Annotated in this window: 31 protein-coding genes and 2 pseudogenes; 19 read left to right on the forward strand and 14 right to left on the reverse strand. The window is 61.2% G+C overall.

The window, feature by feature from the left end:
* Positions 1-7 precede the first annotated feature (7 nt).
* Positions 8-289, forward strand: coding sequence for a hypothetical protein (locus ACM5SV_RS30625; RefSeq protein WP_222015011.1), 282 nt, complete (start codon positions 8-10; stop codon positions 287-289).
* Between the two features lie 196 nt (positions 290-485).
* Positions 486-695, forward strand: coding sequence for a hypothetical protein (locus ACM5SV_RS30630; protein ID WP_222015013.1), 210 nt, complete (start codon positions 486-488; stop codon positions 693-695).
* Positions 696-854: 159 nt separating this feature from the next.
* On the opposite strand, the gene ACM5SV_RS30635 is transcribed toward ACM5SV_RS30630, so the two are convergent.
* Entirely contained in the window at positions 855-1907 is a 1053-nt protein-coding gene (locus ACM5SV_RS30635) for a calcium-binding protein (RefSeq protein ID WP_222015014.1), read from the reverse strand.
* 448 nt (positions 1908-2355) lie between these two features.
* Here ACM5SV_RS30635 and ACM5SV_RS30640 point away from each other — a divergent pair, with 448 nt between their 5' ends.
* From ACM5SV_RS30640 to ACM5SV_RS30650, 3 genes and pseudogenes are all read left to right on the forward strand, one after another.
* A complete protein-coding gene (locus ACM5SV_RS30640) occupies positions 2356-2838 on the forward strand; it encodes a BA14K family protein (RefSeq protein WP_221973604.1) in 483 nt (160 codons plus the stop codon).
* 266 nt (positions 2839-3104) lie between these two features.
* Positions 3105-3626, forward strand: coding sequence for a BA14K family protein (locus tag ACM5SV_RS30645; protein WP_012757968.1), 522 nt, complete (start codon positions 3105-3107; stop codon positions 3624-3626).
* A 255-nt stretch (positions 3627-3881) separates the two neighbouring features.
* Positions 3882-4472 (forward strand): annotated as a pseudogene (locus tag ACM5SV_RS30650) (GNAT family N-acetyltransferase).
* A gap of 131 nt (positions 4473-4603) precedes the next feature.
* Here ACM5SV_RS30650 and ACM5SV_RS30655 read toward each other — a convergent pair.
* The 3 genes from ACM5SV_RS30655 to ACM5SV_RS30665 all read right to left on the reverse strand — a co-directional run bounded on the left by ACM5SV_RS30655 (position 4604) and on the right by ACM5SV_RS30665 (position 7635).
* Complete coding sequence (locus ACM5SV_RS30655) at positions 4604-5536, reverse strand: DUF3313 domain-containing protein (RefSeq protein ID WP_260690151.1); 933 nt, start codon at positions 5534-5536, stop codon at positions 4604-4606.
* 75 nt (positions 5537-5611) lie between these two features.
* Positions 5612-6964 (reverse strand): sensor histidine kinase, encoded by a 1353-nt coding sequence (locus tag ACM5SV_RS30660; RefSeq protein ID WP_221993302.1) that lies wholly within the window; start codon positions 6962-6964, stop codon positions 5612-5614.
* Positions 6964-7635, reverse strand: coding sequence for a response regulator transcription factor (locus ACM5SV_RS30665; protein WP_017994465.1), 672 nt, complete (start codon positions 7633-7635; stop codon positions 6964-6966). Before ACM5SV_RS30665 ends, ACM5SV_RS30660 begins: the two co-directional genes overlap by 1 nt.
* Positions 7636-7775: 140 nt before the next feature.
* Here ACM5SV_RS30665 and ACM5SV_RS30670 point away from each other — a divergent pair, with 140 nt between their 5' ends.
* Complete coding sequence (locus ACM5SV_RS30670) at positions 7776-7922, forward strand: hypothetical protein (protein WP_012757973.1); 147 nt, start codon at positions 7776-7778, stop codon at positions 7920-7922.
* Between the two features lie 16 nt (positions 7923-7938).
* Here the strand turns inward: ACM5SV_RS30670 and ACM5SV_RS30675 are convergent, their stop codons facing one another.
* Positions 7939-8481 (reverse strand): NADPH-dependent FMN reductase, encoded by a 543-nt coding sequence (locus ACM5SV_RS30675; protein WP_017994467.1) that lies wholly within the window; start codon positions 8479-8481, stop codon positions 7939-7941.
* A 163-nt stretch (positions 8482-8644) separates the two neighbouring features.
* Between ACM5SV_RS30675 and ACM5SV_RS30680 the strand changes: the two genes are divergently transcribed.
* From ACM5SV_RS30680 to ACM5SV_RS30690, 3 genes are read left to right on the forward strand one after another with little or no spacing between them, the layout of a single operon-like run.
* A complete protein-coding gene (locus ACM5SV_RS30680; protein WP_012757975.1) occupies positions 8645-9646 on the forward strand; it encodes an ABC transporter ATP-binding protein in 1002 nt (333 codons plus the stop codon).
* Positions 9643-10443 carry an ABC transporter permease gene (locus ACM5SV_RS30685; protein ID WP_222015017.1) on the forward strand — a complete coding sequence of 267 codons (801 nt, stop codon included), beginning with the start codon at positions 9643-9645 and terminating at the stop codon, positions 10441-10443. Before ACM5SV_RS30680 ends, ACM5SV_RS30685 begins: the two co-directional genes overlap by 4 nt.
* A 2-nt stretch (positions 10444-10445) precedes the next feature.
* Positions 10446-11249: an ABC transporter permease gene (locus tag ACM5SV_RS30690; RefSeq protein WP_222015019.1), complete on the forward strand. Its 804-nt coding sequence runs from the start codon at positions 10446-10448 to the stop codon at positions 11247-11249.
* Between the two features lie 25 nt (positions 11250-11274).
* Here the strand turns inward: ACM5SV_RS30690 and ACM5SV_RS30695 are convergent, their stop codons facing one another.
* Positions 11275-11796 (reverse strand): winged helix-turn-helix transcriptional regulator, encoded by a 522-nt coding sequence (locus ACM5SV_RS30695; protein WP_164563625.1) that lies wholly within the window; start codon positions 11794-11796, stop codon positions 11275-11277.
* 90 nt (positions 11797-11886) lie between these two features.
* Between ACM5SV_RS30695 and ACM5SV_RS30700 the strand changes: the two genes are divergently transcribed.
* Both ACM5SV_RS30700 and ACM5SV_RS30705 read left to right on the forward strand, forming a co-directional pair.
* Positions 11887-12528, forward strand: coding sequence for a dihydrofolate reductase family protein (locus ACM5SV_RS30700; protein WP_222015020.1), 642 nt, complete (start codon positions 11887-11889; stop codon positions 12526-12528).
* Between the two features lie 188 nt (positions 12529-12716).
* Positions 12717-12920 (forward strand): hypothetical protein, encoded by a 204-nt coding sequence (locus ACM5SV_RS30705; protein ID WP_012757980.1) that lies wholly within the window; start codon positions 12717-12719, stop codon positions 12918-12920.
* 144 nt (positions 12921-13064) lie between these two features.
* Here ACM5SV_RS30705 and ACM5SV_RS30710 read toward each other — a convergent pair whose 3' ends face one another.
* Complete coding sequence (locus ACM5SV_RS30710) at positions 13065-13709, reverse strand: TetR family transcriptional regulator (RefSeq protein ID WP_113545909.1); 645 nt, start codon at positions 13707-13709, stop codon at positions 13065-13067.
* 88 nt (positions 13710-13797) lie between these two features.
* Between ACM5SV_RS30710 and ACM5SV_RS30715 the strand changes: the two genes are divergently transcribed.
* Positions 13798-14451 (forward strand): O-methyltransferase, encoded by a 654-nt coding sequence (locus tag ACM5SV_RS30715; protein ID WP_221973612.1) that lies wholly within the window; start codon positions 13798-13800, stop codon positions 14449-14451.
* A 69-nt stretch (positions 14452-14520) separates the two neighbouring features.
* On the opposite strand, the gene ACM5SV_RS30720 is transcribed toward ACM5SV_RS30715, so the two are convergent.
* Positions 14521-15141, reverse strand: coding sequence for a TetR/AcrR family transcriptional regulator (locus ACM5SV_RS30720; protein ID WP_113545911.1), 621 nt, complete (start codon positions 15139-15141; stop codon positions 14521-14523).
* 135 nt (positions 15142-15276) lie between these two features.
* On the opposite strand from ACM5SV_RS30720, the gene ACM5SV_RS30725 reads away from it, so the two are divergent.
* The gene (locus ACM5SV_RS30725) at positions 15277-16308 is read left to right on the forward strand and encodes an aldo/keto reductase (RefSeq protein WP_113545912.1); all 1032 of its coding nucleotides are present in this window, start codon (positions 15277-15279) and stop codon (positions 16306-16308) included.
* A gap of 149 nt (positions 16309-16457) precedes the next feature.
* Here ACM5SV_RS30725 and ACM5SV_RS30730 read toward each other — a convergent pair whose 3' ends face one another.
* Positions 16458-17333 carry a bifunctional helix-turn-helix transcriptional regulator/GNAT family N-acetyltransferase gene (locus ACM5SV_RS30730; protein WP_113545913.1) on the reverse strand — a complete coding sequence of 292 codons (876 nt, stop codon included), beginning with the start codon at positions 17331-17333 and terminating at the stop codon, positions 16458-16460.
* Positions 17334-17395: 62 nt separating this feature from the next.
* Here ACM5SV_RS30730 and ACM5SV_RS30735 point away from each other — a divergent pair, with 62 nt between their 5' ends.
* Positions 17396-18292, forward strand: a complete 897-nt coding sequence (locus tag ACM5SV_RS30735) for a hypothetical protein (protein ID WP_113545914.1) — start codon at positions 17396-17398, stop codon at positions 18290-18292.
* A gap of 151 nt (positions 18293-18443) precedes the next feature.
* Here the strand turns inward: ACM5SV_RS30735 and ACM5SV_RS30740 are convergent, their stop codons facing one another.
* On the reverse strand, positions 18444-19331 hold the full coding sequence (locus ACM5SV_RS30740) for a transcriptional regulator GcvA (RefSeq protein WP_222015022.1): 888 nt from the start codon (positions 19329-19331) through the stop codon (positions 18444-18446).
* 177 nt (positions 19332-19508) lie between these two features.
* Between ACM5SV_RS30740 and ACM5SV_RS30745 the strand changes: the two genes are divergently transcribed.
* On the forward strand, positions 19509-19988 hold the full coding sequence (locus ACM5SV_RS30745) for a VOC family protein (protein WP_221970859.1): 480 nt from the start codon (positions 19509-19511) through the stop codon (positions 19986-19988).
* A gap of 43 nt (positions 19989-20031) precedes the next feature.
* Complete coding sequence (locus ACM5SV_RS30750; protein ID WP_221970858.1) at positions 20032-20763, forward strand: SDR family oxidoreductase; 732 nt, start codon at positions 20032-20034, stop codon at positions 20761-20763.
* A gap of 73 nt (positions 20764-20836) precedes the next feature.
* On the opposite strand, the gene ACM5SV_RS30755 is transcribed toward ACM5SV_RS30750, so the two are convergent.
* A complete protein-coding gene (locus ACM5SV_RS30755) occupies positions 20837-21271 on the reverse strand; it encodes a MarR family winged helix-turn-helix transcriptional regulator (RefSeq protein ID WP_012757990.1) in 435 nt (144 codons plus the stop codon).
* A gap of 122 nt (positions 21272-21393) precedes the next feature.
* Here ACM5SV_RS30755 and ACM5SV_RS30760 point away from each other — a divergent pair, with 122 nt between their 5' ends.
* The gene (locus tag ACM5SV_RS30760; protein ID WP_012757991.1) at positions 21394-21762 is read left to right on the forward strand and encodes a hypothetical protein; all 369 of its coding nucleotides are present in this window, start codon (positions 21394-21396) and stop codon (positions 21760-21762) included.
* A gap of 17 nt (positions 21763-21779) precedes the next feature.
* On the opposite strand, the gene ACM5SV_RS30765 is transcribed toward ACM5SV_RS30760, so the two are convergent.
* Positions 21780-22247 (reverse strand): Lrp/AsnC family transcriptional regulator, encoded by a 468-nt coding sequence (locus ACM5SV_RS30765; protein ID WP_062941699.1) that lies wholly within the window; start codon positions 22245-22247, stop codon positions 21780-21782.
* 124 nt (positions 22248-22371) lie between these two features.
* Here ACM5SV_RS30765 and ACM5SV_RS30770 point away from each other — a divergent pair, with 124 nt between their 5' ends.
* Both ACM5SV_RS30770 and ACM5SV_RS30775 read left to right on the forward strand, forming a co-directional pair.
* On the forward strand, positions 22372-23583 hold the full coding sequence (locus ACM5SV_RS30770) for an argininosuccinate synthase (RefSeq protein WP_221993310.1): 1212 nt from the start codon (positions 22372-22374) through the stop codon (positions 23581-23583).
* Positions 23584-23930: 347 nt separating this feature from the next.
* On the forward strand, positions 23931-24104 hold the full coding sequence (locus tag ACM5SV_RS30775) for a hypothetical protein (protein WP_003540843.1): 174 nt from the start codon (positions 23931-23933) through the stop codon (positions 24102-24104).
* Positions 24105-24202: 98 nt separating this feature from the next.
* Here the strand turns inward: ACM5SV_RS30775 and ACM5SV_RS30780 are convergent, their stop codons facing one another.
* Both ACM5SV_RS30780 and ACM5SV_RS30785 read right to left on the reverse strand, forming a co-directional pair.
* The gene (locus tag ACM5SV_RS30780; protein WP_221993312.1) at positions 24203-24793 is read right to left on the reverse strand and encodes a TetR/AcrR family transcriptional regulator; all 591 of its coding nucleotides are present in this window, start codon (positions 24791-24793) and stop codon (positions 24203-24205) included.
* A 220-nt stretch (positions 24794-25013) separates the two neighbouring features.
* Positions 25014-25133: pseudogene (locus tag ACM5SV_RS30785) on the reverse strand (IS110 family transposase); the annotation flags it as partial.

Below are 25133 nucleotides of genomic sequence, written 5' to 3' on the forward strand. Positions count from 1 at the left end.
TGCCACGATGGCTTGCCATCCCACACGCCGGCATTCTGGCCACGTCGATCGATTGACGGCCGGTGACTCATTTTCCTATGAAACCGTTTTCGGCGATTTGCGTTTAGCGGCCATGAAAAGAGAACGTGAACCCTCATCAAAGGCTTACCGGCAGGATCGTTTCGAAAACACCGAGCGCGCCGCCAAGGAAACCATCGAAGCGGAGCAGCGGGCCCGCCTCGAAAAAACCAAGCGGCTGAAAGAGCTGCGCCTGTCGCAGCAAGGCGCCAAGGACCCCGCAATCAAGTAGCACGCGCACGTCATCCATCAAGCCAACACGCCGATCGATCTCATATCCACGCCCTGCCGCCCTCGCCGGTATGTTCCCGTGCGTGCCCAGAATTCTTTTTGAATTTCGGACCTTCGCCCATCTTGCAGAGCAAAGATCGCGAAATTATCTTTTTTCACGAAAGCGATTCACGGCATCCAAAAAAGGGCAGATTGCGATGTCAGACAAGCTGTTCAGCACGCGTGACGAACCGCTCGCCTCCGATGACCTCGATGTGTGCAGGCGTGTCCACGAAGCTCTCTGTAGCGGGCTAAAGATCGACAGATCGAGCAAGGAGGCCGACCGTCTGGGCGCCCTCATCATCGAGCTTTACCGCCAGGGTGTGCATGACGAAAGCCAGCTTCGATTGCTGGCCGGCGGAAGGTAAGCCTGATAGCGCGCCTCACGTTGGCACAACGAAGGGCGGACCGACTCCTCCCGCCATTTACCGGCACCGACACGCACTGGAGACCCAGGGCGCAGAAACTTGGGCCGCCGCTGCATGAACACACGACGATGGGGCGGCGCAGTCATTCCAGCTCGGCACCTAGCGCATAAGAATCTTGTCCCTGTCCCAGGACTTTCCATCGGAAAATTCGATCTTTTCAATGCCCCAATAGCCCTCGGCCAAGAACTGCTTCTCGACGGTGATCACTTCGCCCGTGGGCTTGACGATCACCATCAGCTTTGCCGCATTCCGCAGCAACATCACGTCGGAAGCGGTGAGATCGGTCAGGCGAAGCGTGTCGATCTCGTTCGACATGTTGACGATGTCATCGATGACGTCGGAGCCATGGCCGCTGGTATAGACATAGGTGTCGTCGCCAAAGGATCCGGAAAGCGTGTCGTTTCCTTCAAGTCCGATGATCAGATCGTCGCCCATGGTGCCTTCTAGAGTTTCCCGGCCGACAGTGCCGGCAATACCCTCGGGCAGAACCACACTGATATGCGCGGCGATGTCCTGCTTCGACCAGATTGTCCCGTCGCTGAACCTGATGCTTTCGATCCCCTTATCACCACCTGATCGTCCCGACTCGATGAGGATCGACCCGCCCGCGGCCATACGTGCGGCAGTCCTTTCAAGCGCCCAGGCGAGCCTGCCGTCGCTCTTGGCCGCAAGCCTCGCTTCCTCGAGAATTGATACGTTCTTGGCGGCATCTGCCGCACTCATCCTGATCGCAATGATGAGATCGTCGCCCTCCTGGCGAAGGCCGATATCGCCTGGGCCGATATCGGAAAAGATCAGCGTGTCGGCGTCGCCGCTATCCTCGATCGTTTCCACAATGGTGTCGTTGCCGTCGCCGCGGGCATAGCCGTAGGTGTCGTTGCCGGTGCCGCCGGTCAGAAGATCGTCATCCTCGTTGCCGTAGAGCGTGTCATCTCCCTCGTCACCTCGGATTTCATCCTGTCCGCCTCGGCCATACACCACATCATCGCCCGCACCGGCATGGATCCGTTGGTTGCTGTCCGGATCGGATGTAAGGATGATGTTGTTGACGACCCGCCCGCTGTCACGCGAGGTCCTATCGTAGATGCTTATCGACAAAATCAGGCCCAACCCAAGGATCAGGGCCGTCCGCCGCACGCGCCAATTCGGCATTCTTCCAGTCCCCGGCAAGACGCGCCCCGGTGGCATCAACCGCCGCCGGTAGCCAAGCTCTGTTTGGAGGGAATTACCACCCTGAGATGTCTGTTGTGTTAACGGTACCTATTGCAAGAATGACCGGCCCCCGCGCCCCTCCGGTAAATCCCGTCCCCCTCTGGGCCTTGGCGGCCCTTCTGGGAGTTTGAACATGCCGTTCCGCGCTCTGCCATCCTGTTCTTCGTCATGAAGGTGGCCGCCCCTTCCTTGTCGCACTCGGGCTGCGGTTGCTCTGGAGTGCTCGCGAGACCCCATAGGGGCCGGCCGATTTGCCGTCCAGCAGTGCGCGCAACCTAGCTGCGTTAGCACCCACGCACATACACCGCCTCATTCCATCCCAAAATGAAACCTATTCCCTTCCGCTGCGTTATCCCCTCGATACATCCGTTTACCCAAGGTGAGTGAAATGAATAGATTCGCCATTATTGCCCTGTCGATAACGACGGCCTTCTCCGGAATGCCAGCCTCGGCAGGTCCGGCTTTTGTGCCGAGCCCGGTGCAATCGGCGCAGCCAGCGCCTCAAAATACCGATGCCCGCATCACGACCATCGGCTGCAATAACTTCACGAACTGCCCGGGTCAGTTCGGCAATAATCGCAGGTGGTATCGCAACCGCAATCACTATCGTGACCGGAATTACGACCGCGACGACCGTTATGGCTGGGATCGTCGCTATGATCGCCGGTATCGCCGCCATGACAATACCGGTGCCATTATCGGCGGTCTGGCGGCAGGCGCCCTCCTCGGCGGTATCATCGCTTCGCAGCCGCGCACGCGTGCCTACAGTTCTGGTTCGCATGCGGAGTATTGCTATAGCCGGTATCGGTCCTATCGCGCCTATGACAATACCTACCAGCCGAACTACGGCCCACGCCGCCAGTGCCGCTAGCCGGCCCGTTCCATTGGAGCAAGCCTCGCATGAAGATGCGGGGCTTTTTGATACCCGAAAGCCCGTTACGCGGCTCTCCCGGGGACACCGTAGACTGTCACGCCGTCCAGCAAATCGCCTTGCCCCCTATCGACCAGCTCTATATGTATGAAAGCACGGTACGTTAGCAGATACGCACATACATAATCCCTCCCGATCCCAAAATGAAACCTATTCCCTTCCCCCGCGTTATCCCCCAATACATCCGTTGACCCAAGGTGAGTGAAATGAACAAATTCGGCATCATTGCCCTGTCGATAGCGACGGCCTTCTCGGGAATGCCGGCCTCGGCGGCCCCGGCCTTCGTGGCGAGCCCGATGCAATCGGCCCAGCCGGCGCCTCAAAGTATCGATGCCCGGATCATGACAGTCGCCTGCAACCCTTACTCCATCGTCTGCTCGGGCAACGGCGATAACCGCAGATCCTACCGCAACCGAGACCGCGACAACGATCGAGACCGCGACCGCCGCAGCTACCGCGATCGCCGCTACGACCGCGACGACCGTTATGGCTGGGATCGCCGTCACGATCGCCGGTATCGCCGATATGATAACCGATATGACAATAACGGCGCCATCATCGGCGGCCTGGCAGCAGGCGCCCTCCTCGGCGGCATCATTGCTTCGCAGCCGCGCGCACGTGCCTATGGTTCTTCGCATGCTGAATACTGCTATAGCCGCTATCGGTCATACCGCGCCTACGACAATACCTATCAGCCGAATTATGGCCCGCGCCGCCAGTGCCGGTAATCCGGCCCACGCATCAGAGCAAGCCTCGCATGAAGATGCGGGGCTTTTTTGATGATCGGAAGCCCGCTACACGGCTTCCGATCGCCGGTCGGCCGTGCTGGTCTGCGCGGTCATGGTCGACTCGCTCAGTTGGGCGACACGAACCTAAAGCATGTCGCGCAATAGTGCGCAGCCGTTTTGCGATAACGACATGCGTTGGATAGAAAGATGCGTCAGGAGCGAATCTAAAAGATCGCGACGTGCTTTAGGTGCGGAATGACATCCGGAGAGACAACAAAGCCCGCCGGGCCCGTCATCCTGCTGCCGCCGGATATGGAAAACCTGTCGGGCTTCGAAGCGGCGCTCGCCGCCGGCTGGTCTCCCGATCCGCGCCGCGCAGGCGACGAAACCTATGTTCGCGGTGAACTTCAGCGGCTGCGCCAGGACCGGGCGAAGTTCCCCGACGATCTCATTCGTGATGGCAAACCGCACGCCGGGTCCGGATCGCCGCCTCTCACCACCCGTCTGTTCTGGATCTGGGACGGCGAATTCTGCGGCAGCATCAGCCTGCGTTTTCAAGCGGGCATAGAGGAGCTGCCGCCCGAGGTGTCGGGTCATGTCGGGTATTCCGTCGTGCCGTGGAAACAGCGCAACGGCCACGCGACCGCTGCGTTGAGACTGCTGTTGGCACTGGCATCGAAGTAAGGCCTCGACCGCCTCGTCATCCTCTGCAACGAGGATAACGATGCCTCGCGGCGCGTGATCGAGCGCAATGGCGGCGAATTGTTCATGCGCGGCCCGCATCCCTCCGACAGGCCCGATCAGATCAAGCTGTATTTCTGGCTGAAGCCCGGAGCCGCCGGCTGAAATGAAGCGCGACGGATTTCCAGACGGACGGAGCACAAGCCTTGCCGCCTTTACTCCGTCCGTCCCGTCAGCCTGGGGCGAGGCTGAGTGCTGGTCGCGCAGCAGCTCGCGGCGTCGCCGCGCATCGTCTCTCAGTAGGTCGCGACGGGTTTCGGCTTCTTCTCGGTCCATTGCGGCGGCGCGCCATATTTGGCAGCCACAGCCCCCATCAGTCCGGGCGGCCGGCCGAAGGCGTCGCAGGCGGCATATTTCGGTTTGCCGCCGAGCCAGGATTTCATCCGCTGCCCCGTGGGCAGCGAAATATCCAATCCCTTCGGCTCCTTGCCTTTGATCAGCATGCGGGAAAACTCGCTGCTGAATTTCGATGCCAGGCTGTAGGCGTCGCCGACTTCGGAAACGCGGGGGTTGTTCTGCAGCGAGTTTGCCCCGCGCGACCAGACGATCGCCGCCCGCTGCACGCCACCGCTGTCGACGGCTTCCGCCTCGACCGCCAGTCCGCCGAGGCCGGCCGGCAGCCGCGGCACGCCGACGGGCAGTACGAAACCGGTGCCGACGGTCACGACGGTCGAAACACTCGCCATCGCCTTGTTGGTCGGCACGATGTCGGTGACGACGGAGCGGATCGTCAGATCCGCCGGCTGGCCGGCAGAGACCAGCTGGTATTTGTCGCTGAGCGAAATGCAGAGCGCCCGGTCCAGAGCGTTCGCCACCATCACGCGATCGGCGTCCGATTTGACGCGGGTCGCGGCGTTGAAGGCGAAAGTCGTCGGCACGATGCTCACCGTCTTTGCCGGGCTAAGGCGCGTCCCGTCGACATAGACGCGCGATTTCGACAGCTTGCCCTTCGGCGCGCCGAGATTACCATAGGAAGAAAGCGTGCCGGACTCCTTCAGCGGCACCGAGCTGCACCCGGCCGCGGCCATGGCGAGCGCCACCGGCAGAGCGAGAGACAAGCCTCTCGACGCCACAGGAAAGGAAAATAGGAATGGATTGCTGCGCACGCTGTCTGGCCTCCGTCGCCGATGAACTCGGGCGAAAGTGGCGGTCGACAATTGCCGCAACATTACAGATCCAGAGCCTTTCCTGATCAGAACCAGGAAAGGCTCGGGGGGCGGATACTACTCAAGCAGGCCCGACCTTTATGCGAGTTCGATCGTCACCCGCGTCCCTGCAGCACTGCTCTCGATGCTAACCTCGCCGCCATGATTTGCGACGATCTGCTTGACGAGGCTGAGGCCGAGACCGGCGCCCTTGCTCTTCGGGGTGACGCGATAGAAGGGCTCGAAAACCAACTCCCGGTGTTCAGCCGGAATGCCCGGCCCTTCGTCGGTGACCGTGATCCGCTCGCCGCCGGAAGGTGAACCCGACACAGAAACCGCGATCATACCGCTGTTGCCTCCGTGGTCGATGGCATTGCGTACGAGGTTGCTCACCGCCCTCGGTAGCGCCGACGGGCTGCCTTTGCGTTCGAGCCTCTCGACCTCGCTTTGAAACGAAATTTGGTAGCCGGCGACAATCGCCAGCGGCGCGAGATCGGCAACCGTCATTCGGGCGATCTCGACGAGATCGACCGGTTCGTCGAGGTCAGCCGCCTGATCGTTGCGCTCGAAATCGAGCAGTTGCTCGGCCGCCTGCCCAAGCCGCGCCACGTCATCGAGCAGCCGCTGCCGCTCGCGCCCGTCTGGCATGCCGTCGATCCGCGTCTGCATGATGGCGATCGGGGTCCGGAGCTCATGCGCCGCGTCGAGCAGGAAGCGCTGACGTTTCTTAAACTCGTTCTCAAGCCGCTCAAGCGTTCCGTTAAAAGCAATCACCAATGGTGCGATTTCCGTGGGAATACCATCCACCGGCAATCGGGCTCCTTGCCGGCGGGGTTCGATTTCCGATGCCTTGCTCGCTATATCCTTCACGCCGGCCAAAGCGCGCGCTACGACGCGGGGGATCGTTAGAAAAACCCCGGGCAAAGCGATGGCCAAAAGTGGTGTGTAAATGAGGTAGGTTTTGCCGAGTATTGCCAGAAATGCGGAGCTTCTGCTGGCGTTTCCGCCGTACATCACTCTGTACTCGCCTTCTGCCGTGTCGACACGGTCGATGGAGGCGACCTCGGTCGTACCAGACGCCCCTCGTATGTCGGCGTCTTTGATGAGGTAAACGTACCGGGCTAGGTCCGCATAGGGCGCCGGTATTACGCCATAGGAGGCCGTTTCTCCACTGGGTGTTGCGACGAAAAACCAGAGCCTGTTGTTCTCAGCCTTGAACGACCTGAGACGCGGTCTATCAGCTATGACGATCCTGCCCCGCGAGTCACGCGTAAGAGCTTCCTCGAGGGCTGCAGTCAGCTGAACCTGCATTCCTTCATTGGGTGAGAGGATGCTGGTGGCGTAAATGCAAAGCCCGATGATGACAGTCGCAACAACAGCCACGAAAACGATACTGAGCTGCCAGCTGAGCGTCCACCAGAGTGAAAGGTTCGACTTGGTCGCCTCGCGCATCATTCTTCCTTCATGAGATAGCCGACGCCGCGGATATTATGGATCGCTACGCCGGCGCCGGCATCGATCAGCCGCTTGCGCAACCGCGATATATGCGCGTCGAGCGCATTCGACTGGATTTCCTCCTCGTAATTATAAACCGCCGCCTCCAGCGTCGAACGCAGCACGGTCTTCTCGTTGCGCCTAGCCAGTGCGGCCAGCACCAAAAGTTCGCGTCGGGGCAGGTCCAGCGGCACGGCATCGACGGTGACGCTCAGATGCAGCGGGTCGATCACCATTCGTCCGGCCGTGATCTTGAGTTCCGCCAGTTCAGGCGATCGCCGCAGCACGGCCCTGAGCCGCGCCATCAGCTCCTCCACCAGGAACGGCTTGCCGAGATAGTCGTCGGCCCCGAGGTCGAGGCCTTCGATCCGCTCCTTCGGTTCGTTCAGCGCCGTCAGCACGATGATCGGCGTATCTTTCCCCGTCCGCCTGAGCTCCGGAATGAAGCTCAGCCCCTCGCCGTCGGGCAGGCGCCGGTCGAGCAGGATCGCATCGTAGAGGTTCTGCCGCGTCAGCTCGACGGCGTCTGCCAGATGCATCGTGTGGTCGGTGACGATCCCATGTTTGCCGAGTGCGGCCGACAGCGCCTCGGCCAGCTCCCTCTCATCCTCTATCAGCAGTATCCGCATCGCCCGTCCATTGTCTCGCTCACCCCTTCTGTCTGCCACAAGGGTTGCGGCAGCATTGCGGAGCTTGCAAGGCAGCCGGTCATGCTGCTGCAATTGTTGAGGTCCAGCACAAAGACTATCCGCAGCAGCTGGAGATCAAGATGATCCGACCTATCCTCCGTCTCCTGACGAGACACTTTCTCTCCGCCTTCATCCTTGCCGCGCTGCTCGCAGCCCCACTCGTCATTCTGCACACGCTTCACGAAAAGACGGCATTCGAGAACGGCCTGCTGATGGACGTCCGATGATGCAGCGAGCGAACCCTCAGGCGGTCTTACTGTCTGCCATGCAATAGGCCGAGAATGCCTGAAGATAGGCCTGCACCTTGAAACGGTTCTCCGCTGCCTCAATGGTGTTGAACACCTCGGCCGGCTCCAGCTTCATCAAAGGAAGCCTGAGGAAAATATCGCCCGCGAACCGGTCGGTAATGGTCGCAAGAACGGTGCGAAGACCCGCCAGCATGTCGTCGCCGCGATGTGATGCGTGCAGCAGGGCGATCGGCTTATGGACGATCTGCTCTCCTGACACGAGCCAATCGATCGCGTTCTTGAGGCCGCCCGGGATGGATCGGACATATTCCGGGCTGGCAATGATCACCCCGTCACTCTGAGCGATCACATCGATGAGATCCCGCACCGCCTCCGGCAGATGCTCTCCCTCGAGATCGGGCGAGAATACCGGCAACCGCCCCACACCGTCGAAGATCGAAATCTCGATCTCATTTGGCGCAACGGCGCGAACAGCCTGCAGCATGGCGGTATTGGTGGAATTGCGCCGGGCGCTGCCGGATATTGCGAGAATCTTCATGACCCTAACAGGAATCGATTGATCATGGCTGTCAACGCAAAAGGCTAGGCTAGGCGCGATTGAGTAGCGCCCCAAAAGCGACTTTAGCTTGAACTGGCCGAGCCCCGCGTTAGCTTGGGTGCTGCTGCCGAATCGGCTGGAATTACCCCTTGAGGAAATACACATGTCGGCTTTGATCGAGGCGCGGGGCGTCAGCAAACGCTTCCGGCAGCACAAGAGATTTCCGGGCCTGATGGGCGCGCTGAAGACGTTGGTGACCAACGAATATACGGAAGTCCTGGCCGTTTCCGACATCGGTTTCGACATCGCGGCAGGCGAAGCCGTTGGCTATCTCGGCCCGAATGGCGCCGGCAAATCGACGATGATCAAGATGATGACCGGCATCCTGGTGCCGAGCGACGGCACGCTCTCGGTGCTCGGCCGGACGCCACATCTGAAGCGGATGGACAATGCCCGCGAGATCGGCGTCGTTTTTGGCCAACGCAGCCAGCTGTGGTGGGACCTGCCGCTGGTCGACAGTTTTACCTTGCACCAGCGTATCTACGACATCCCCGCCGCCCGCTATGCGGATAATCTCCGACGCTTCAGCGAGTTGCTCGACTTGACGCCCTTTCTCGACCGCGCAGTGCGCCAACTCAGCCTCGGCCAGCGCATGCGCGCCGAGATCGTGATGTCGCTGCTGCACGATCCCAAGATCCTCTTTCTGGACGAACCGACCATCGGTCTTGATGTGGTCGCCAAGGATGCCGTGCGGCGTTTTCTCGCCGAGATCAACCGTGAGCGCGGCGTCACCCTCATCCTCACCACCCATGATCTGCAGGACATCGAGACTATCTGCCCGCGGCTGATCATGGTCGATCATAGCAGGCTCATCTTCGACGGCGAGTTGAAGAGCCTGCGCGCAGCATTGGGCTCGGCCCGGCGGCTGACACTCGAATTTGCCAGTGACCCTGGACCGCTGCCATTGCGCACCGCGGCCCTCGTCAGCGACGAGGGCCTGCGCAAGAACTATCTCATCGAGCGTGAAGATATCTCGCTGGTCACGATCCTGTCGGAGGTCGGCAACGGCCGCGATCTCAAGGATGTGGCGCTGCACGAGCCCGACATCGAAGAGGTCATCCGCACCTTCTACCAGCGGCGCAATGCCAAGGCTCTGGCATCATGAGCGCCTATTTCGCCTTCGCGCGCAGTTCCTTCCATTCGCAGCTCGCCTACCGCAACGAAGTATGGGCCAATATCTTCGGCAAACTCGTGCAGGTTTTCGCGCGGGTCGCCATCTGGCAGGCGGCCTATGCCGGCGTCAGCGCAATCGTGGTCGACGGCGTCTCACTGCAGCAAATGGTGACCTATGCGCTGCTCGGCGGCGCGGTGATGGGTGCAACCCGCCCTGAAAGGATCATCGGTGAGATCGGCCGGTCGCTCAAGACAGGCGATATCGCGGTTTGGCTGCTCAAGCCCTTGTCCTATCCGCTCTATCTCTTCGCCAACGAATGCGGCAGCTTCGGTTATCGCCTGATGACCCAGGTCATTCCGACCATCGCCTTTACCGCGTTGTTTTACGGCATGCTGCCGCCGGCAAGCCTGTTCGATGGCCTGATGTTCATCGCCTTCTGGGCGCTGTCCTTTACGCTGCTGTTCCTGATGTCGGCGCTCTTCGGCCTCGTCGCCTTCTGGCTGATGACGAGCTTCTCGCTGGACTGGATCCTGGGCGCCCTGCTGCAATTGTTCTCGGGCCTGCTGATACCGTTCTGGTTCTTCCCCGAACCGCTGGCCACGATTGCCCGCCACCTGCCCTTCGCCTGGGTGGTCTATTATCCCAATGCCGTCTATCTCGGCAGGCTTTCCACTGCCGATGTCTGGCTCCATTTCGGCCTGGGCCTTGCCTGGGCCGCGTTGTTCCTGGCCGGCGTCCTTTGGCTGTGGCGCTGCGCCTCCGGCCGCATCACGGTGCAGGGAGGTTGATCATGCTCATGCACCACCTGCGCGTCCTTCCTTTGCTGGTCCGGATGCACGTCCGCTCCAAGATGGAATATCGCGGCGCTTTCTGGCTCGACCGTCTTGCGCAGATCCTTTCCTATGGCAGCGTCTTCGCCACCATCGGAATCCTGCTTGCCCGCTTCGACACGCTCGGCGGCTGGACCTGGCCGGAGCTTGCGCTGCTGTTCAGCTTCCAACTGCTGGCTTATTCGCTCGGCGCGGCGATGAGCTTCGTGCAGTTGCGCGAGCTCGAAGAACTGGTGCGGCTCGGCACTTACGACACGCTGTTAGTCAAGCCTTTCAGCCCCTGGGCCTATCTGGTCTTTTCCGGCCTTAATATCGGCTATGCCGGCCACGTCATCCTCGCAGTGGCGCTGATGGCTTGGGCAGTTCTGTCCGTCGACTTCACCTGGTCGATCTGGTCCGCGTCATTCTTAATTGCTGCGCTTATCAGCGCGACGCTGCTGACGGGGGCACTCATCACCATGATCGGCGCCACAGCGCTGATCTGGGTGCGGTCCAACCACCTGTTCTCGATCTTCTTCGGCTTTTGGGAATTGACGCGCTACCCGCTCAATATTTTTCCGGGCGGCATCCAGACCATCCTCATCACCGCGGTTCCGCTGGCCCTCACCAGCTCGGTCCCTGTCGGCGCCCTGCTAGGCAAACCCATCCCGATCCTCGGGGACTGGGCCGGGCCGGCGTCTCTTGTGGCCGGGCCGATCTGGGTCTTGATGGCAATCACTCACTGGCGGTACGCCACCGGCAAATACCAGGGTGCCGGCGGCTGATCGAGCCGACCGACCTTCCTCGATATCAGGATGCCTGCGACAACGATCTCGCGCGAACCTCGAGGAATGCCGCAGTCAGCTTCACCAGCACCGGTGAGGTGCATGTACCGTTGGCGCCGCCGATCGGGTCGGCGATGTGGATCTGCCGGAGATCCTCCATAAACTCGTCCCAAAGCGGCGGTCCGCCTTCTTCGAGAAGCTGTGCGCGGATGCTCAGCTCCTCGCTGACCGGGAGATGCCGCCGCCCCCAGGCGCCGATCATGGCGAAGACGGGCACGAGCTGGATCGCCGGCTCCGCTAAGCTGTAGATCGCTTTCTGGCTGTGGCTCGGGTCGTCCCGCTTGGTGATGAATCCGAGCGAGAGCAGACGCTTCAACCTGGCGGCCAGAATATTGGAGGCAATCCCCTCCTCCGAATGGGTCAGAAGATCGCGGAAATGGCGGCGGTTGCCGAACATGATGTCCCTGATGATGATGAGGCTCCATCGATCGCCCAACACTTCCATCGTCAGGTTGATCGGGCAGCCCGACCGCAGTTCAATATCCACGAATTCTCTCCTTAAAACTGGTTGCAATATAGGATCGCTTATGCGACAACGCAACTAGTTTCGGTATGCAATCAGATGGAGGAGAGCAGCATGTCCAAAGTGCGTGTCGCAGCATTTTCCCTTTCCGTGGATGGTTTCGGCGCCGGGCCGGAGCAAAGCATGAACGATCCGCTGGGCAAGCGGGGAACGGAGATGTTCCAATGGTTTTTCCGCACCCGCACCTTTCGTGCGATGATCGGAAAGGACGGCGGTTCCGAAGGCGTTGATGAGAATTATGCGGCCCGCGGCATGGCCAATTTCGGCGCCTTCATTCTCGGGCGCAACATGTTCGGCCCCATCCGCGACGATTGGCCGGATGATGCCTGGAAGGGCTGGTGGGGACCGAACCCGCCCTATCACGCGCCGACCTATATCCTGACGCATTATCCCCGCGAACCGATCGTCATGGAGGGCGGCACGACGTTTCACTTCGTCACCGGCGGCGTCGAGGAGGCGCTTGACAAGGCGAAGACTGCGGCCGGCGGCAAGGATGTGAAAGTCGGCGGCGGCGTCAGCACCGTCCGTCAGTATCTGCAGGCCGGCCTGATCGACGAACTGCATTTCGCCGTCTCGCCGGTCGTGCTCGGCAAGGGCGAGGCGATGTTCACAGGCATCGACCTCCCGGCCCTCGGCTTCCGCGTCGCCGAGCATGTCGCGACCGAACACGCCACGCATATCGTGCTGGCGAAATAAACGAGTCGAAGCAATCCTGGCAGGTGCCGCCCTGACGGCCGCCTGTCGGGATCGTTCGGCTGTCACCAAGCCGTGTCAAAATGGCCGTGGTATTGCTGCGGAATGAGCGTAGAGTAAACGCCATCGGATCATCGACGCGACCGCTTGAGAGACATAGGTGCTCTTGCCGCTTCATGGAAGATACGAAGATGCTCCTGTCGCTCATCTCGCTCAACGATGATGAAATAACCATCGTCACCGATGCCGTTCGGCAATGGTGCTGCGAGAGGAAGCTCGACATCGACAGCATAGAAGGACGCCACGCCATCACCGTCGCCGTCGATCTCGTCCAGATGAACACTAACCACGACGGGCTTTTTGCCGAGCTGTCGAAGCAACTGGACAACCAGTAGAACCCTCTCCCTCCATCTAAGCACCGTAGCATTCTGCGATGACAGGCGCTGGGATGCAGCGCTTTCGCTTACCGCTCCCTCGCGCCGCCGCCCCGGAACACCAGCATCCAGGAACACCAGGCCCAACAGATCGCAGCCGGAACATCATGCCCCGTCCCGGCCAGCCCTAAGCTGTTCGAGGTAGGCACAGAACATATCGGCCATGGCGTCGGCATAGGCTTCGATCTCCGCATCGCTCCGGGGTGCCTCCGAGAACTGCTTTCCCACTGTGCCGAGGGTCGTGGTGATCAGGTCGCCGGCGAGCACCCGTGTCGCCTCCGGCGCAGAAGGCAGCACTTCCTGCATGAACAGTTCGACGATGCGGTCGCCCGATGCCCTCGCCGCCTGCGCCTCCGGTGCATCGCGATAAAGAGGTGCTGCGTCATGGAGCGCCACGCGCATCGCCGCCTCCTCGCACTCCGAGCGGAGGAAGGCATGGACGAGGCGGCGCAGCCGTTCGAGCGGCGGCCTTTGCGCATCGGCGAGGATGCCCCCGAGCATGTCCGTCGTCTGCCGCCATTCGTCGCTCTGCAGGCGGAAGAGGATCGCCGCCTTGTTGGGGAAATACTGGTAGAGTGATCCGATGCTGACGCCCGCCCTTTCGGCCACCCGCGCCGTAGTGAAGCGCTGGGCGCCTTCCCGCGCCAAAACCTGAGCAGCGGCATCCAGGATCGCCGCCACGAGCTCGCTCGATCGGGCTTGTTTGGGCAGTTTTCGTGAGGAAATCCGGGCTCTTGGACGATCGGTCATGGCAGCGCTCCGCAATGCGAATAGCAGATGCGACGAATTACTCGTATTTTTCGCTCCATACAAGAAGTTGTCACCAAGGAGATTTTATATGACGACACTGACCACCGCCCCGCTGGCGCCCCTGCTCGATGGCCTATTCGAGGAGGCTGATGCGGCGGCGAGCTCTGCAATGTCGGGCCTGTCAGGCGATGAGCGGATGCGCCTGATCGGCAGCAAGACCGAATATCTCGACCTTTACGGGCGCTTGAAGGATCTTTGGCTTCCCGTCTCCAGGGAGGCCGGCGTGCTGCTCTACATGCTGACGCGAAGCAGCCGCGCACGAACGATCGTCGAATTCGGTACGTCCTTCGGCATCTCGACCCTCCATCTCGCAGCGGCGCTCCGCGACAATGGCGGCGGCCGGCTGATCACCAGCGAGTTCGAGCCGTCGAAGCTGGTCCGCGCCCGCGCCAACCTGACGGCCGGCGGCCTCATCGACCTCGTCGAGATCCGCGAAGGCGATGCCCTTGAGACCCTGAGCACGGATCTCCCGGAAACGATCGACCTTCTCTTCCTCGATGGCGCCAAGGCGCTCTATCGCGATATCCTGGAACTGGTCGAAGACCGCCTTAGGCCTGGCGCCCTCATCATCGCCGACAATGCCGACCTCTGCCCGGAATATCTCGCCCGCGTACGCTCGCCCGCGGCCGGCTACCTCTCGACACCATTCGAAGAGGATATCGAGCTGTCGATGCGGACCTGATGACGCCAGGTCGTTGTCCGGCCGGGCGCGCGTGCCGGCCGGGCAATGGCGCGTTTCATTGTCGGAGCGTCAACGCCGTACAGCGCCGTAGCGCAGCCCGTCGACCAGAAGGGACACCATGCGCCGGGCATGTTCGGACCCTTGGGCGTAGGCGTGCATGCTGAGGCTTGCGGCCGCATTCAAAAGATCCTCGGCGGCGATATCGGTGCGGACCTCGCCGGCGGCAGCGGCGGCGTCGAGAAGCGAGCGAAGGGCCGGCCGAAGCCGCTGCTGGAAGTAGGCGGGCAAGGCATCGAAGGCTGGGTTGCCGGAGTGCAGGGCCGCCGCAAGCCCGCGCTTTGCCGCGATGAAATCCACGAAACGCTGCATCCATCTGGCCAGCGCTTCGCCCGGCGCATGTTCGGCAGCAAGGATCGGCGCAGCGTCGGCGCAGGCGTCGATTTCGCGGCGGAAGACGGCGACGACGAGGTCGGAACGCTCGGGAAAATGCCGGTAGACGGTGCCGATGCCGACGCCGGCCTTCTCCGCAATCTCACGCACCGGGGCATCGACGCCGGAGGTCGCAAACACCGTCAATGCCGCCTGAAGCAGCCCGTCGAGATTGCGCTTGGCGTCGGCGCGCACGCGCCTGTCCGCCTTTTCCCCGGGCTTCAGGCCGTCTTCCTGCTCTTTCCTCTCGTCGCTCATCATTCACTCGCTTGAAAAACGGAACATTGTTCCGTATATAAACGGAATACGGTTCCGTTTAAGCAAATTAACACAGCGCGACGGTGTTGGCCACATCGATGCGCACGAAGTCCGCCTCCCCAATAAAAGGAACAGACCATGCAATACCGCACGCTTGGAAGAACCGGCATCAAGGTCAGCCCCTATTGCCTCGGCGCGATGATGTTTGGCGCCGCCGGCAATCCTGACCACGAGGATTCGATCCGGATCATCCACAAGGCTCTCGATGCCGGCATCAACTTCATCGATACCGCAGATATCTACAGCCGCGGCGAATCCGAGGAGATCGTCGGCAAGGCGCTCAAGGGCCGGCGCGACGACGTCGTGCTCGCCACCAAGGCACATCTGCCGATGGGCGACGACCCGAACCGACAGGGCAATTCGCGCCGCTGGTTGACGCGGGCGATCGAGGATTCGCTCCGTCGCTTGCAGACCGACCACATTGATCTCTACCTGATCCATCGGCCGGCACCCGATACCGACATCGAGGAGACGCTGTCGGCCCTCACCGACCTGATGCGAGCAGGCAAGGTGCGCGCCGTGGGATCGTCGACCTTCCCCGTCTCGGAAATTATCGAGGCGCAATGGGTTTCCGAGCGCCGCGGGCTGGCGCGCTTCCGCGCCGAGCAGCCGCCCTATTCAATCCTCAATCGCAGCATCGAACGCGAAGTGCTGCCCGCCTGCGAGCGTTACGGAATGGGCGCGATGGTGTGGAGCCCGCTGGCGATGGGCATGCTCACCGGCAAATACCGCAAGGGCGCGCCGCAGCCCGACAGCGCCCGCGCCAAACGCTTCCCCAGGCAGATGAACGACGAGCGCCGGCTGGACGCGGTCGAACGGCTCATCCCGCTCGCCCAGCAGGCGGGGCTCTCGCTGGCGCACATGGCGATGGCCTTCACCATCGCCCATCCCGCCGTCACCTCGGCGATCATCGGCCCGCGCACGATGGAGCACTTCGACGATCTGCTTGCCGGCGCCGGGGTGAGCCTGACGGACGAAATCCTCGACCGGATCGACGCGATCGTCCCGCCCGGCACCGACACCGGCCCGTTGGAAGCGGCCTATAACCCACCTGCGGTAACGCAGCCGAACCTGCGCCGCCGCCCGACAACGGAGCGCTTCGCCGCCTGACCGGCAGGGGGTGAGGCCCGGTCCTGCGAAGCAGGAGCGATCTATCCAGTGAATCGATCGCAGGGCCGAACGCCCTGAGCCATGCGAAGGGCCGGGCAGCGGCGACCCCCTTACCTCCCTCATTCCCGTGCTCGTCACAGGAAGAGAGCTTAAAGGCGTTTTTCAAAGAACGTGTCCGGGTATGGGTCGTCATTGAAACGGTCGATCTCACTCCAGCCGGTTCCGCGATAAAGCTGTGTTGCCTCGGGTAGCGCGCTATTCGTATCCAGACGCAGGAGCTTGATGGATAACTCGCGGGCGATGTTCTCGGCGGCTGTCATAAGGCGCCTTGCGAGCCCAAGGCCACGCGCGGATGGGGCGACCCAGAGCCTTTTGATCTCCGCGACCTCGCCGCCATTGCCCTTCAGCCCGACACAGCCGATCGGCAGGCCATCCGACATGGCCACCAGGAACGCACCGCGCGGACGGATCATATCCTTGGCGTCAGGATCGCGAGAAAGCGATACATCGAAACCCTTCTCGAAGCGGCGTGCGAGTTCGCCGTAATATTCGCGGAGACAATAGCTGGCGTCCTCGTGCCGCGGATCTTTCTCCTCGAGCACGATCTGCTCACGCCTCAGCGAAGAAGCGACGATATCCATGGCGCGCAACAGTTCGTCCGGGCGGCTATGGCGCGCCAGAAACGATTTCGCCTGCGCATTGGAAAGCGCTTCATAAGCCTGAAACTCGGAGCGGCCGGTTTCGGTCAACCTTGCAATGCGGCGGCGCGCGTCCTGAGGGTTCGGTAGCGTCTCGATGAGACCCTCCTCTTCCAGACTGCGTAGCAGACGGCTCATCAGCCCCGAGTCGAGACCGAGATAATCGCGGATCACCGCAACATCCGTTTGTCCCCGGCCGATCGAATTGAGAACGCGGGCTGCGCCCAGCGGACGGCCGCGCCCGAGGAAAGACGTATCGAGAGCGCCGACTTCGGAGGTGACGGCACGGTTGAAGCGACGGACACGAGCGACAGGATCGTAAGCCATATTATCTGACTTTAGTCAGATAATTGATCCTGTCAATTCAAAGCACCCAAAGGAAGGGTATAATGAGCCGCGCACTTCCCCGCCATCCGCCTTGCGCATCAGCATCGCCTCGCCTATGGGAACGACAACGTCCGCAAGGCCTTCCCGTGTTCCGTTTTGCCCTTCACGCCCTGATCGTTCTCATCCTGACGCTGCTGACGCAGATCGGCGGCATCGCCTATCTCGTGGCGCTGGCCGCATCGCGCGGCTGGGGCTTCCGGCGGCTTCCGGCAAAGTTTGCAATCTTTCTGCTTTGCTATGCCGGCGCCACCTTTACCGCGAGCCTCGCCGCGCCGATCTTCGGGCGGGTTCCCCTCTCCTGCGTCGCCGACGCTGCAGACAGGCTCGTGGTCCGCTCCCCGATCTATTGCCTGCTGAACCGCAACTACGTCACCCCAGACGTGCGCGATCTCGCAAAGGCGCTTGCCGCCCACATGGACAAGGAATTCCCCGGAACCGTCACCGTCGCGCTGGATGCGAATTTCCCCTTCGTGAACGGCTTTCCGCTGCTGCCGCATCTGTCGCATGCCGACGGGAAGAAGCTAGACTTCGCCTATTATTACAAGGATGCCGACGGTGCCTTCCTGAATGGCGCCACCCGCTCCCCGATCGGCTATTTCGCCTTCGAGCAACCCGCCCCCGGCGACGAACTGCCATGCGAAGGGCGCAACGACTGGCTCACCACCCGCTGGAACTTCGATGCGCTGCAGCCTCTGTTTCCTGCCTATCGGATCGAGGAGCAGCGCACATCGGCAGCAATCGGCTGGCTGACGAGCGAAGGCGTTGCGCGCTTCGACCTGCAGAAGATCTTCATCGAGCCGCATCTGAAGAACGCGCTCGGCATCACCGACAGCCATGTCCGCTTTCAAGGCTGCCGCGCCGCCCGCCACGACGACCATATTCATATCCAGGTCGACTAGTGGCCGCATCTGAGGAACGTAGCCGTGCCATATAGATCGCCGTCGTCATGTTGCATTCGACGCATCCGTCAAATCGGGATGCGGCTATGGCTTCCAGAGCACCGAGCAGCAATTCAAAGTGCGACAGCCGAGCCCTGTTGCACCCGACATCTCAAGAATGACTGATTTCGGCAAAGAGCCAATCACGAAATGCCTTCACCTTGCGTTGGTTGATTGCGCGCGGCGGATAGACCACGAAATACTGCGACGCGGATGTCAGCGCCTGCCTGAAGGGTCTGACCAGCCGACCCGCGGCAAGGTCGGCAGCGACTAGCATCGTGCGCCCCAAAACCACGCCCTCGCCCTGCACGGCGGATTCGACGGCGAAGGTGGCAGAGTCGAAGGTCAGGCCGCTCTTCGGATCGACATCCCTGACATCGGCACTGCGCAGCCAGGTCGCCCAGTCGATGGGGAATCCATCGTGAATGAGGGTGTGATGCTTCAGATCCCCAGGCTCGCGCAGGGGATGCGTCCCCTTCAGAAGCCGTGGGCTGCAGACGGGAAAGACCTCTTCGCCGGTCAGAAATTCCGATGTCAGCCCAGGATATTCGCCTCCGCCGTAGCGGATTGCGATGTCGATGCCGTCGGCAAGGAAGGTCGTCAGCCGGCCTGTCGTCGATATCCGCACATCGATGTCGCGGTTGGCCTGATGGAAACGATAGAGCCGCGGCACCAGCCACCGGCCGGCAAATCCGTCTGACGTGCTGACATTGAGCGTCTTGTCCAAATGGCGGGCCGATGCGGATTTCGTCGCCGCCGCCAACAGATCGAGCGCTTCGCGGACCGACTGCGCATAAGGCTCTCCAATGGCGGTCAGACGGACCGACCGCGTTCCCCTTTCGAACAGTTGCACGTCGAGTTGCTCCTCGAGGTGCTTGATCGCCCTGCTGATCGCGCCATGCGTCACGTTCAGTTCGTCGGCGGCCCGGGAAAAGCTCAGATGGCGCGCGGCCGCCTCAAAGCTCGGCAGGGCGTTCAGCGGCGGCAATCGTCTCGGCATAGCTCGGCTCATTTGTGAGTTTTGATCACAGATCATTGCCGAAATCTGGTTTGTCGTCCAGCCATGCGCTTCATATGTTCTGGATGAGCGCAGCGTCTCGTTACGAGACGACATCGGCGCCAACGAGACGATCTGTGATTTCCTATCACCTATATCCGATGTTGCGGAGCAACCGACATGGCAACGATTTTCCCCTTCCTCTGGTTCAACACCCAGGCTGAAGAAGCCCGCGATTTTTATCTCTCCGTCTTCAGAAACGCGAAGAAACTCGGCTCCACGGAGGTGCCGGACTGGGTCTCAGGAACGACCCGCACTGTGCCAATCGCCACCTACGATTTCGCGCTCGAAGACCTCAGGCTCAGAACATTCAACGCAGGCCCCGGCGACGGCTTCAACGACGCCGTCTCGTTCTTCATCGAAACCAGGGATCAGGCCGAGACCGACTATTACTGGGAAGCGTTGACATCGCGCGGTGGCTCAGAGCGGGCCTGCGGCTGGCTGCGGGACAAATTCGGCGTCAATTGGCAGGTCTGCCCGGAGATCACGCTCCGCCTTATCGGCGATCCCGACCGCAAGAAAGCGGAGCGGACGCTCCAGGCCATGTACAAAATGCAGAAGATCATCATCGCCGATCTTGAAGCGGCCTATGCCGGCTAGATGCCGTCCACGCTCCGAACCTCATCAGCAAACGAGAGCAGCCATGACCTCGCTCACAGGAAAAACCATTATTATTTTCGGCGGTAGTTCTGGCATCGGCCTCGGCGTTGCCGCGGCCACTCTCGAACGCGGTGCCAATGTCGTCATCGCCGGGCGCTCCGAGGAAAAACTGCAAGCTGCGGAAGAAGAGCTCGGCGGGCCTCCCCACCTGCGAAGCTTTGCCGCCGATCTCGAGCGGGAGTCCGATCTCACTCGCCTCTTCGAGACGGTTGGGGAGTTCGACCACCTCGTTACCACGGCCGGCACGCCGCCGCCGGGCGCACCGATCGAAGCCCTCGACCTCGACGTCATCAGGCGCTTCGTCGACAACAAGCTGATCGGCACCATCGCCCTCGCCAAGCATGCATCGCCATATCTCAAGCGTGGCGGGTCGATGACGATTACCTCGGGGATCAACAAGGATCGGCCGCCCGTACCGGGCGGAGCGGTCGTGGCGGCGATTGCCGGTTCATTCAGCTACTTCGCCCACGGCCTGGCCCTCGAACTTGCGCCTTCGCGGGTCAACGTCGTCTCCCCCGGCTGGGTGGATACCCCAATGTGGGATGTACTCGTCGGAAGCGCCAAATCCGGCTATCTCAAGGACATGGCCGGGCGCCTGCCCGCAGGCCGCATCGCCACCCTCGCCGATGTCGCCAGCGCCTACATCTACCTCATGGAGAGCGATTTCACGACCGGCGAGACGATCCATGTGGATGGCGGTCAAAGACTGATCTAGCCGGGATGAACCGCTCTCATCTCTATGCGATCGTCTAGGGAGTGCGGTAAACGGCAATCGGTCCCGAACCCCGTCACCCCTCTCCTTCGGTCTTGGCAAGCAGCCTGGCCAGTTCTTCGAGCTCTCCGGTCGAAAGGTGCCGGAGTTCCGCCGGCGGGCGATAATGCTCCGTCAAAAGCTCATCCTTGGTGGCCGCGCCCTTGCCGGTCAGCCGTACCAGCTTGACGCGGCGGTCACGTTCCGGGGTTACGCGTTCGGCAAGACCCGCACGCTCCAGCCGGTCGACCAGCCATGTCGCGGTCGAGGCGTCGCACCCCCATTGGCGGGCAAGCATGCTGATCGGCTCCCCCTCGTCGTGCAAGGTGAACAGAGCCCTGGAATCGTTTGGCGTCAGCCCCCTCGCCTGAAGGCTTTCCAGCCGCTGTGGCGCCGATTTCATCAAGAGATCGAACATCATCCGCCACGCCGAGGCGGCGGCTTTGGCATGGCGGTCGGAGGCAGAAGGCATCAAATATCCTCACAACACACTTGAAAAATAGTTTTGTTACTCAAATTATCGTATCAATCAAACCTTATCGGCGACTTCCCCGGAAAGTCCATTGGGCGTCCACCTTGCTACGGAGCCATGCCATGCGTTCAGCTGTCGCCATCCTCTTCCTGATCGAAACCTGTCTTTATGCCATTGCCTCGCTCACCCATGCCGGGTTCGTCCTAGAAGGACACGAACACCGGCAGGCGATGATTGCCGAAGCGGTGATATCAGCGGTACTCCTTCTCGGCCTGATCTCGCTCGGCCTTGACCGATCATGGAGCCGAACGGCTGCGATCTTCGCCCAGTCCTTCGCCCTCCTCGGCACCATCGTCGGCGCCTTCACCATCGCCGTCGGCGTCGGCCCGCAAACCAACCTCGATTACATCACCCATACCGTGATGATCCTGCTCCTGGTCACTGGCCTCGTCTGGCTGGCAAGGAGCCGGAGCGCCTCTTCTCTCGGATAGGGATCGGGCCACGACGCCTATCTCAACGGCAGTTCGAAGCTTCGCTTCAGCGTTTCCATCGGCACGTCGGTCTTGACGCTGAGGACGCTCGGAATGCGCGTCAGGTGATCGGCCTGAAAACGCCAATAGCTATGCAGATCGGCGGTGACAATCCGAAGCACGGCGTCGCATTCCCCTGTCGTCAAGTAGCATTCCATCACCTCGGGAAACCGCCTGACGGCTTCGGCGAAGCGGAGGGTGACCTCGGCATCCTGGGTCTTGAACCAGACGCGGGCAAAAACCGTCAGCCCCGCCCCGACTTTTGCAGGGTCCAGCACGGCGACGTAGCGATCGATGATCCCGGCCTCCTCCAGCAGCCGAACGCGACGCAGGCACGGTGACGGCGACAGGCCTACCTCCTTCGCCAGATCGACGTTCGAAATACGCCCGTCACGCTGAAGCACACGCAGGATATGGCGGTCGATCGGGTCCAGGATGACTGGCATTTCATAGCTCCGATTCATACTGTAGTGGCATGATATGCTAAACTTTTGCAATTTCCCGGATGCTTCGCAAGCTAATTGCGCAGGACTTGGCCTATCGTTCCAGCATCGAGATGGAGATGGGTAAATGACGAAGATAGAGAAAATTGTGCTTTCTTATTCGGGCGGACTGGATACCTCGATCATCCTCAAATGGCTGCAGGAGACCTACGGATGCGAGGTGGTGACGTTCACCGCCGATCTCGGCCAGGGCGAGGAGCTCGAGCCGGCGCGGGCCAATGCGGAGATGGTGGGAGTCAAGGACATCCGCATCGTCGATCTGCGCGAGGAGTTCGTCAGCGACTTCGTCTTTCCGATGCTGCGGGCGAACGCGCTCTATGAGGGGCAGTACCTGCTGGGCAGTTCCATCGCACGGCCGCTGATTGCCAAACATCTGGTCGGCATAGCCCGGGAGGTCGGCGCGGATGCCGTTGCCCACGGTGCGACAGGCAAGGGCAATGATCAGATCCGGTTCGAGCTGGCCGTCAATGCGCTTGACCCGTCGATTAAGGTCATTGCTCCCTGGCGCCAATGGAACATCCGCTCCCGCACGCAGCTTCTGGATTATGCCGAGAAGCATCGGATTCCAGTGCCGAGCGACAAGCGCGGCGAGGCGCCGTTCTCGATCGACGCCAACCTGCTGCACACCTCGACCGAAGGCAAGAGTCTCGAAAATCCGGCGGAAGTCGCGCCCGATCATGTCTATCAGCGCACCGTCGATCCCATCGACGCGCCCGACACACCCGAGATCATTACCGTTGGTTTCGAGAGGGGCGATCCGGTTTCGGTGAACGGCAAGGCCATGACGCCGGCTGCATTGCTGATCGAACTCAATGGACTGGGCGGCCGGCATGGTGTCGGACGGCTCGATCTGGTTGAAAACCGCTTCATCGGCATGAAGTCGAGGGGAATATACGAAACGCCGGGAGGGACAATCCTGCTCGCGGCCCATCGCGGCATTGAATCGATCACGCTCGATCGCGCCGCCGCCCATCTGAAGGATGAGATCATGCCCCGCTACGCCGAACTGATCTACAATGGCTTCTGGTTCGCGCCCGAGCGGGAAATGCTGCAAGCCCTGATCGACCACAGCCAGGCTTTCGTCAGCGGCGAAGTGACGCTCAGGCTCTACAAGGGAAGCGCCTCGGTCATCTCCCGCGCCTCCCCCTGCTCCCTCTACTCCGCCGACCTCGTCACCTTCGAAGAAAGCACCATCGCCTTCGATCATCACGACGCGGAAGGTTTCATCAGGCTCAACGGATTGCGGCTCAGGAGCTGGGTCGCCCGCAACGGCAGATGACCGCCCGATCTTACGGCAGCCAGCGCACTCAACGCTCACGACGCTCCAAACGCCTTCACTTCGACCGGCAGGAACCGGACGAAACGAGCGGTTCGGATCCCAATAAGCTGCGAGGGTCAGATGGGCGGATAGGTCAATGCCCACATTGACGGCATCTTCCCTCGCGGTTGGCCGAAGCAGTCCAGGCATCCATGGAGAAGCCCGAATCCAATTTCAAACGATTTTTAAAATAGCCACTCCGAAAGCTAATCGATTTTAATTTTATCGTTAAAATTTTCTTGTTGCAGCGCAAAAGAATTTAGACATTAATTTTTGCAGATGCTCAGTTTATTCGTTGGAGAACTCGCATGACTGTGACATTTCCGCTAACCGAAAAGCGCGACGCCGAGACATTGCTGAAACACTTGACGTCGCACAATCTCAGCGTTCCGGGAAACTGCGTCGTGTCGCTCAAGGCGCACGTCGCCCAGGTCTCATCCTCTCATACGACCGCGCTCGGCACCGCCCGTACCGCCTGGTAGGGATTTGAATGTCCCGGCATCGCCGTCCCCAATAGGATCGAAGCGATCCTGGCTGGATCGTCCATGCGGAAATGGATGAAGCCGAGCGCGTCGACAGCCTATCTGGCGGCAGGCAGCCCCACGCCGGCGAGCTTCAGGATATCCTCGACCTTTGCGTCTGGATCGGCGCCGGGTTCGACCTGGCCGTCTATCATCAGCAAGGCAAGGCCATGCGTCAGCGACCAGAGAAAGAGCGCGGCGTTCGGCACGTCCTCGGGCGTCAGCCGCTTTTCCAGGTCGTCCTTCATCTGCCGGTAGACCTGCATCCGCAAGGCGCGTATCGCCTCATTTCCTTTGGAATAGGCCTGAAAGCCCTCCCCGAACATCAGCCGGTAGAGACCGGGATTCGCGCGGGCAAAGCCGACATAGGCGATGCCGCCGGCGAGCAGATTGCGTCGAGGACCGGCTAGCGCGGCATCGATGCTTTCGCTGAGTTCGGCAAACCCTTGTTCGGCGAGTGCCGCCGCGATGGCGTCCAGGCTGTTAAAATAATGGTATGCCGCCGGAGCCGAGACGCCGGCACGACGGCCGATCTCCCGCATGTTCAGCGCAGCCGGGCCTCCCTCCTCCAGCAGCGCTCTCGCCACGGACAGCAGTGTGGGGCGCAAATTTCCGTGATGATAGCGGGTCGATCCGTCGTGCATGGCCATGTCTCGATCTAATCTTTACAGCGTTAAAATCGTGCTGTAGTTTGCTGCTAGTGACAAGGGCTTGATGAGACAGCATCGTGATCAGGGGCGGCATTCTCCAACTTCCCTCATCCTGAGGTGCGATCCGTAGGATCGCCTCGAAGGACACGCGCAACGCTGCCTCTTGCATGTCAGACGCCTGCATGCCCGCCTCGCCCTTCGAGGCCCCCGCGAGGGCACCTCAGCAACCGTGTTGTTGGGGCTGGTTCCATGGGGTTCGTCTTTTAAGAATAGTGTTGATCATGATGATGAGCTTTCGCATGGCGGCGACGATGGCGACCTTGGGCGGTTTGCCCGCGTC

It is taken from the genome of Rhizobium sp. CRRU65, from assembly GCF_048551595.1.
Classification (GTDB): domain Bacteria; phylum Pseudomonadota; class Alphaproteobacteria; order Rhizobiales; family Rhizobiaceae; genus Rhizobium; species Rhizobium leguminosarum_J.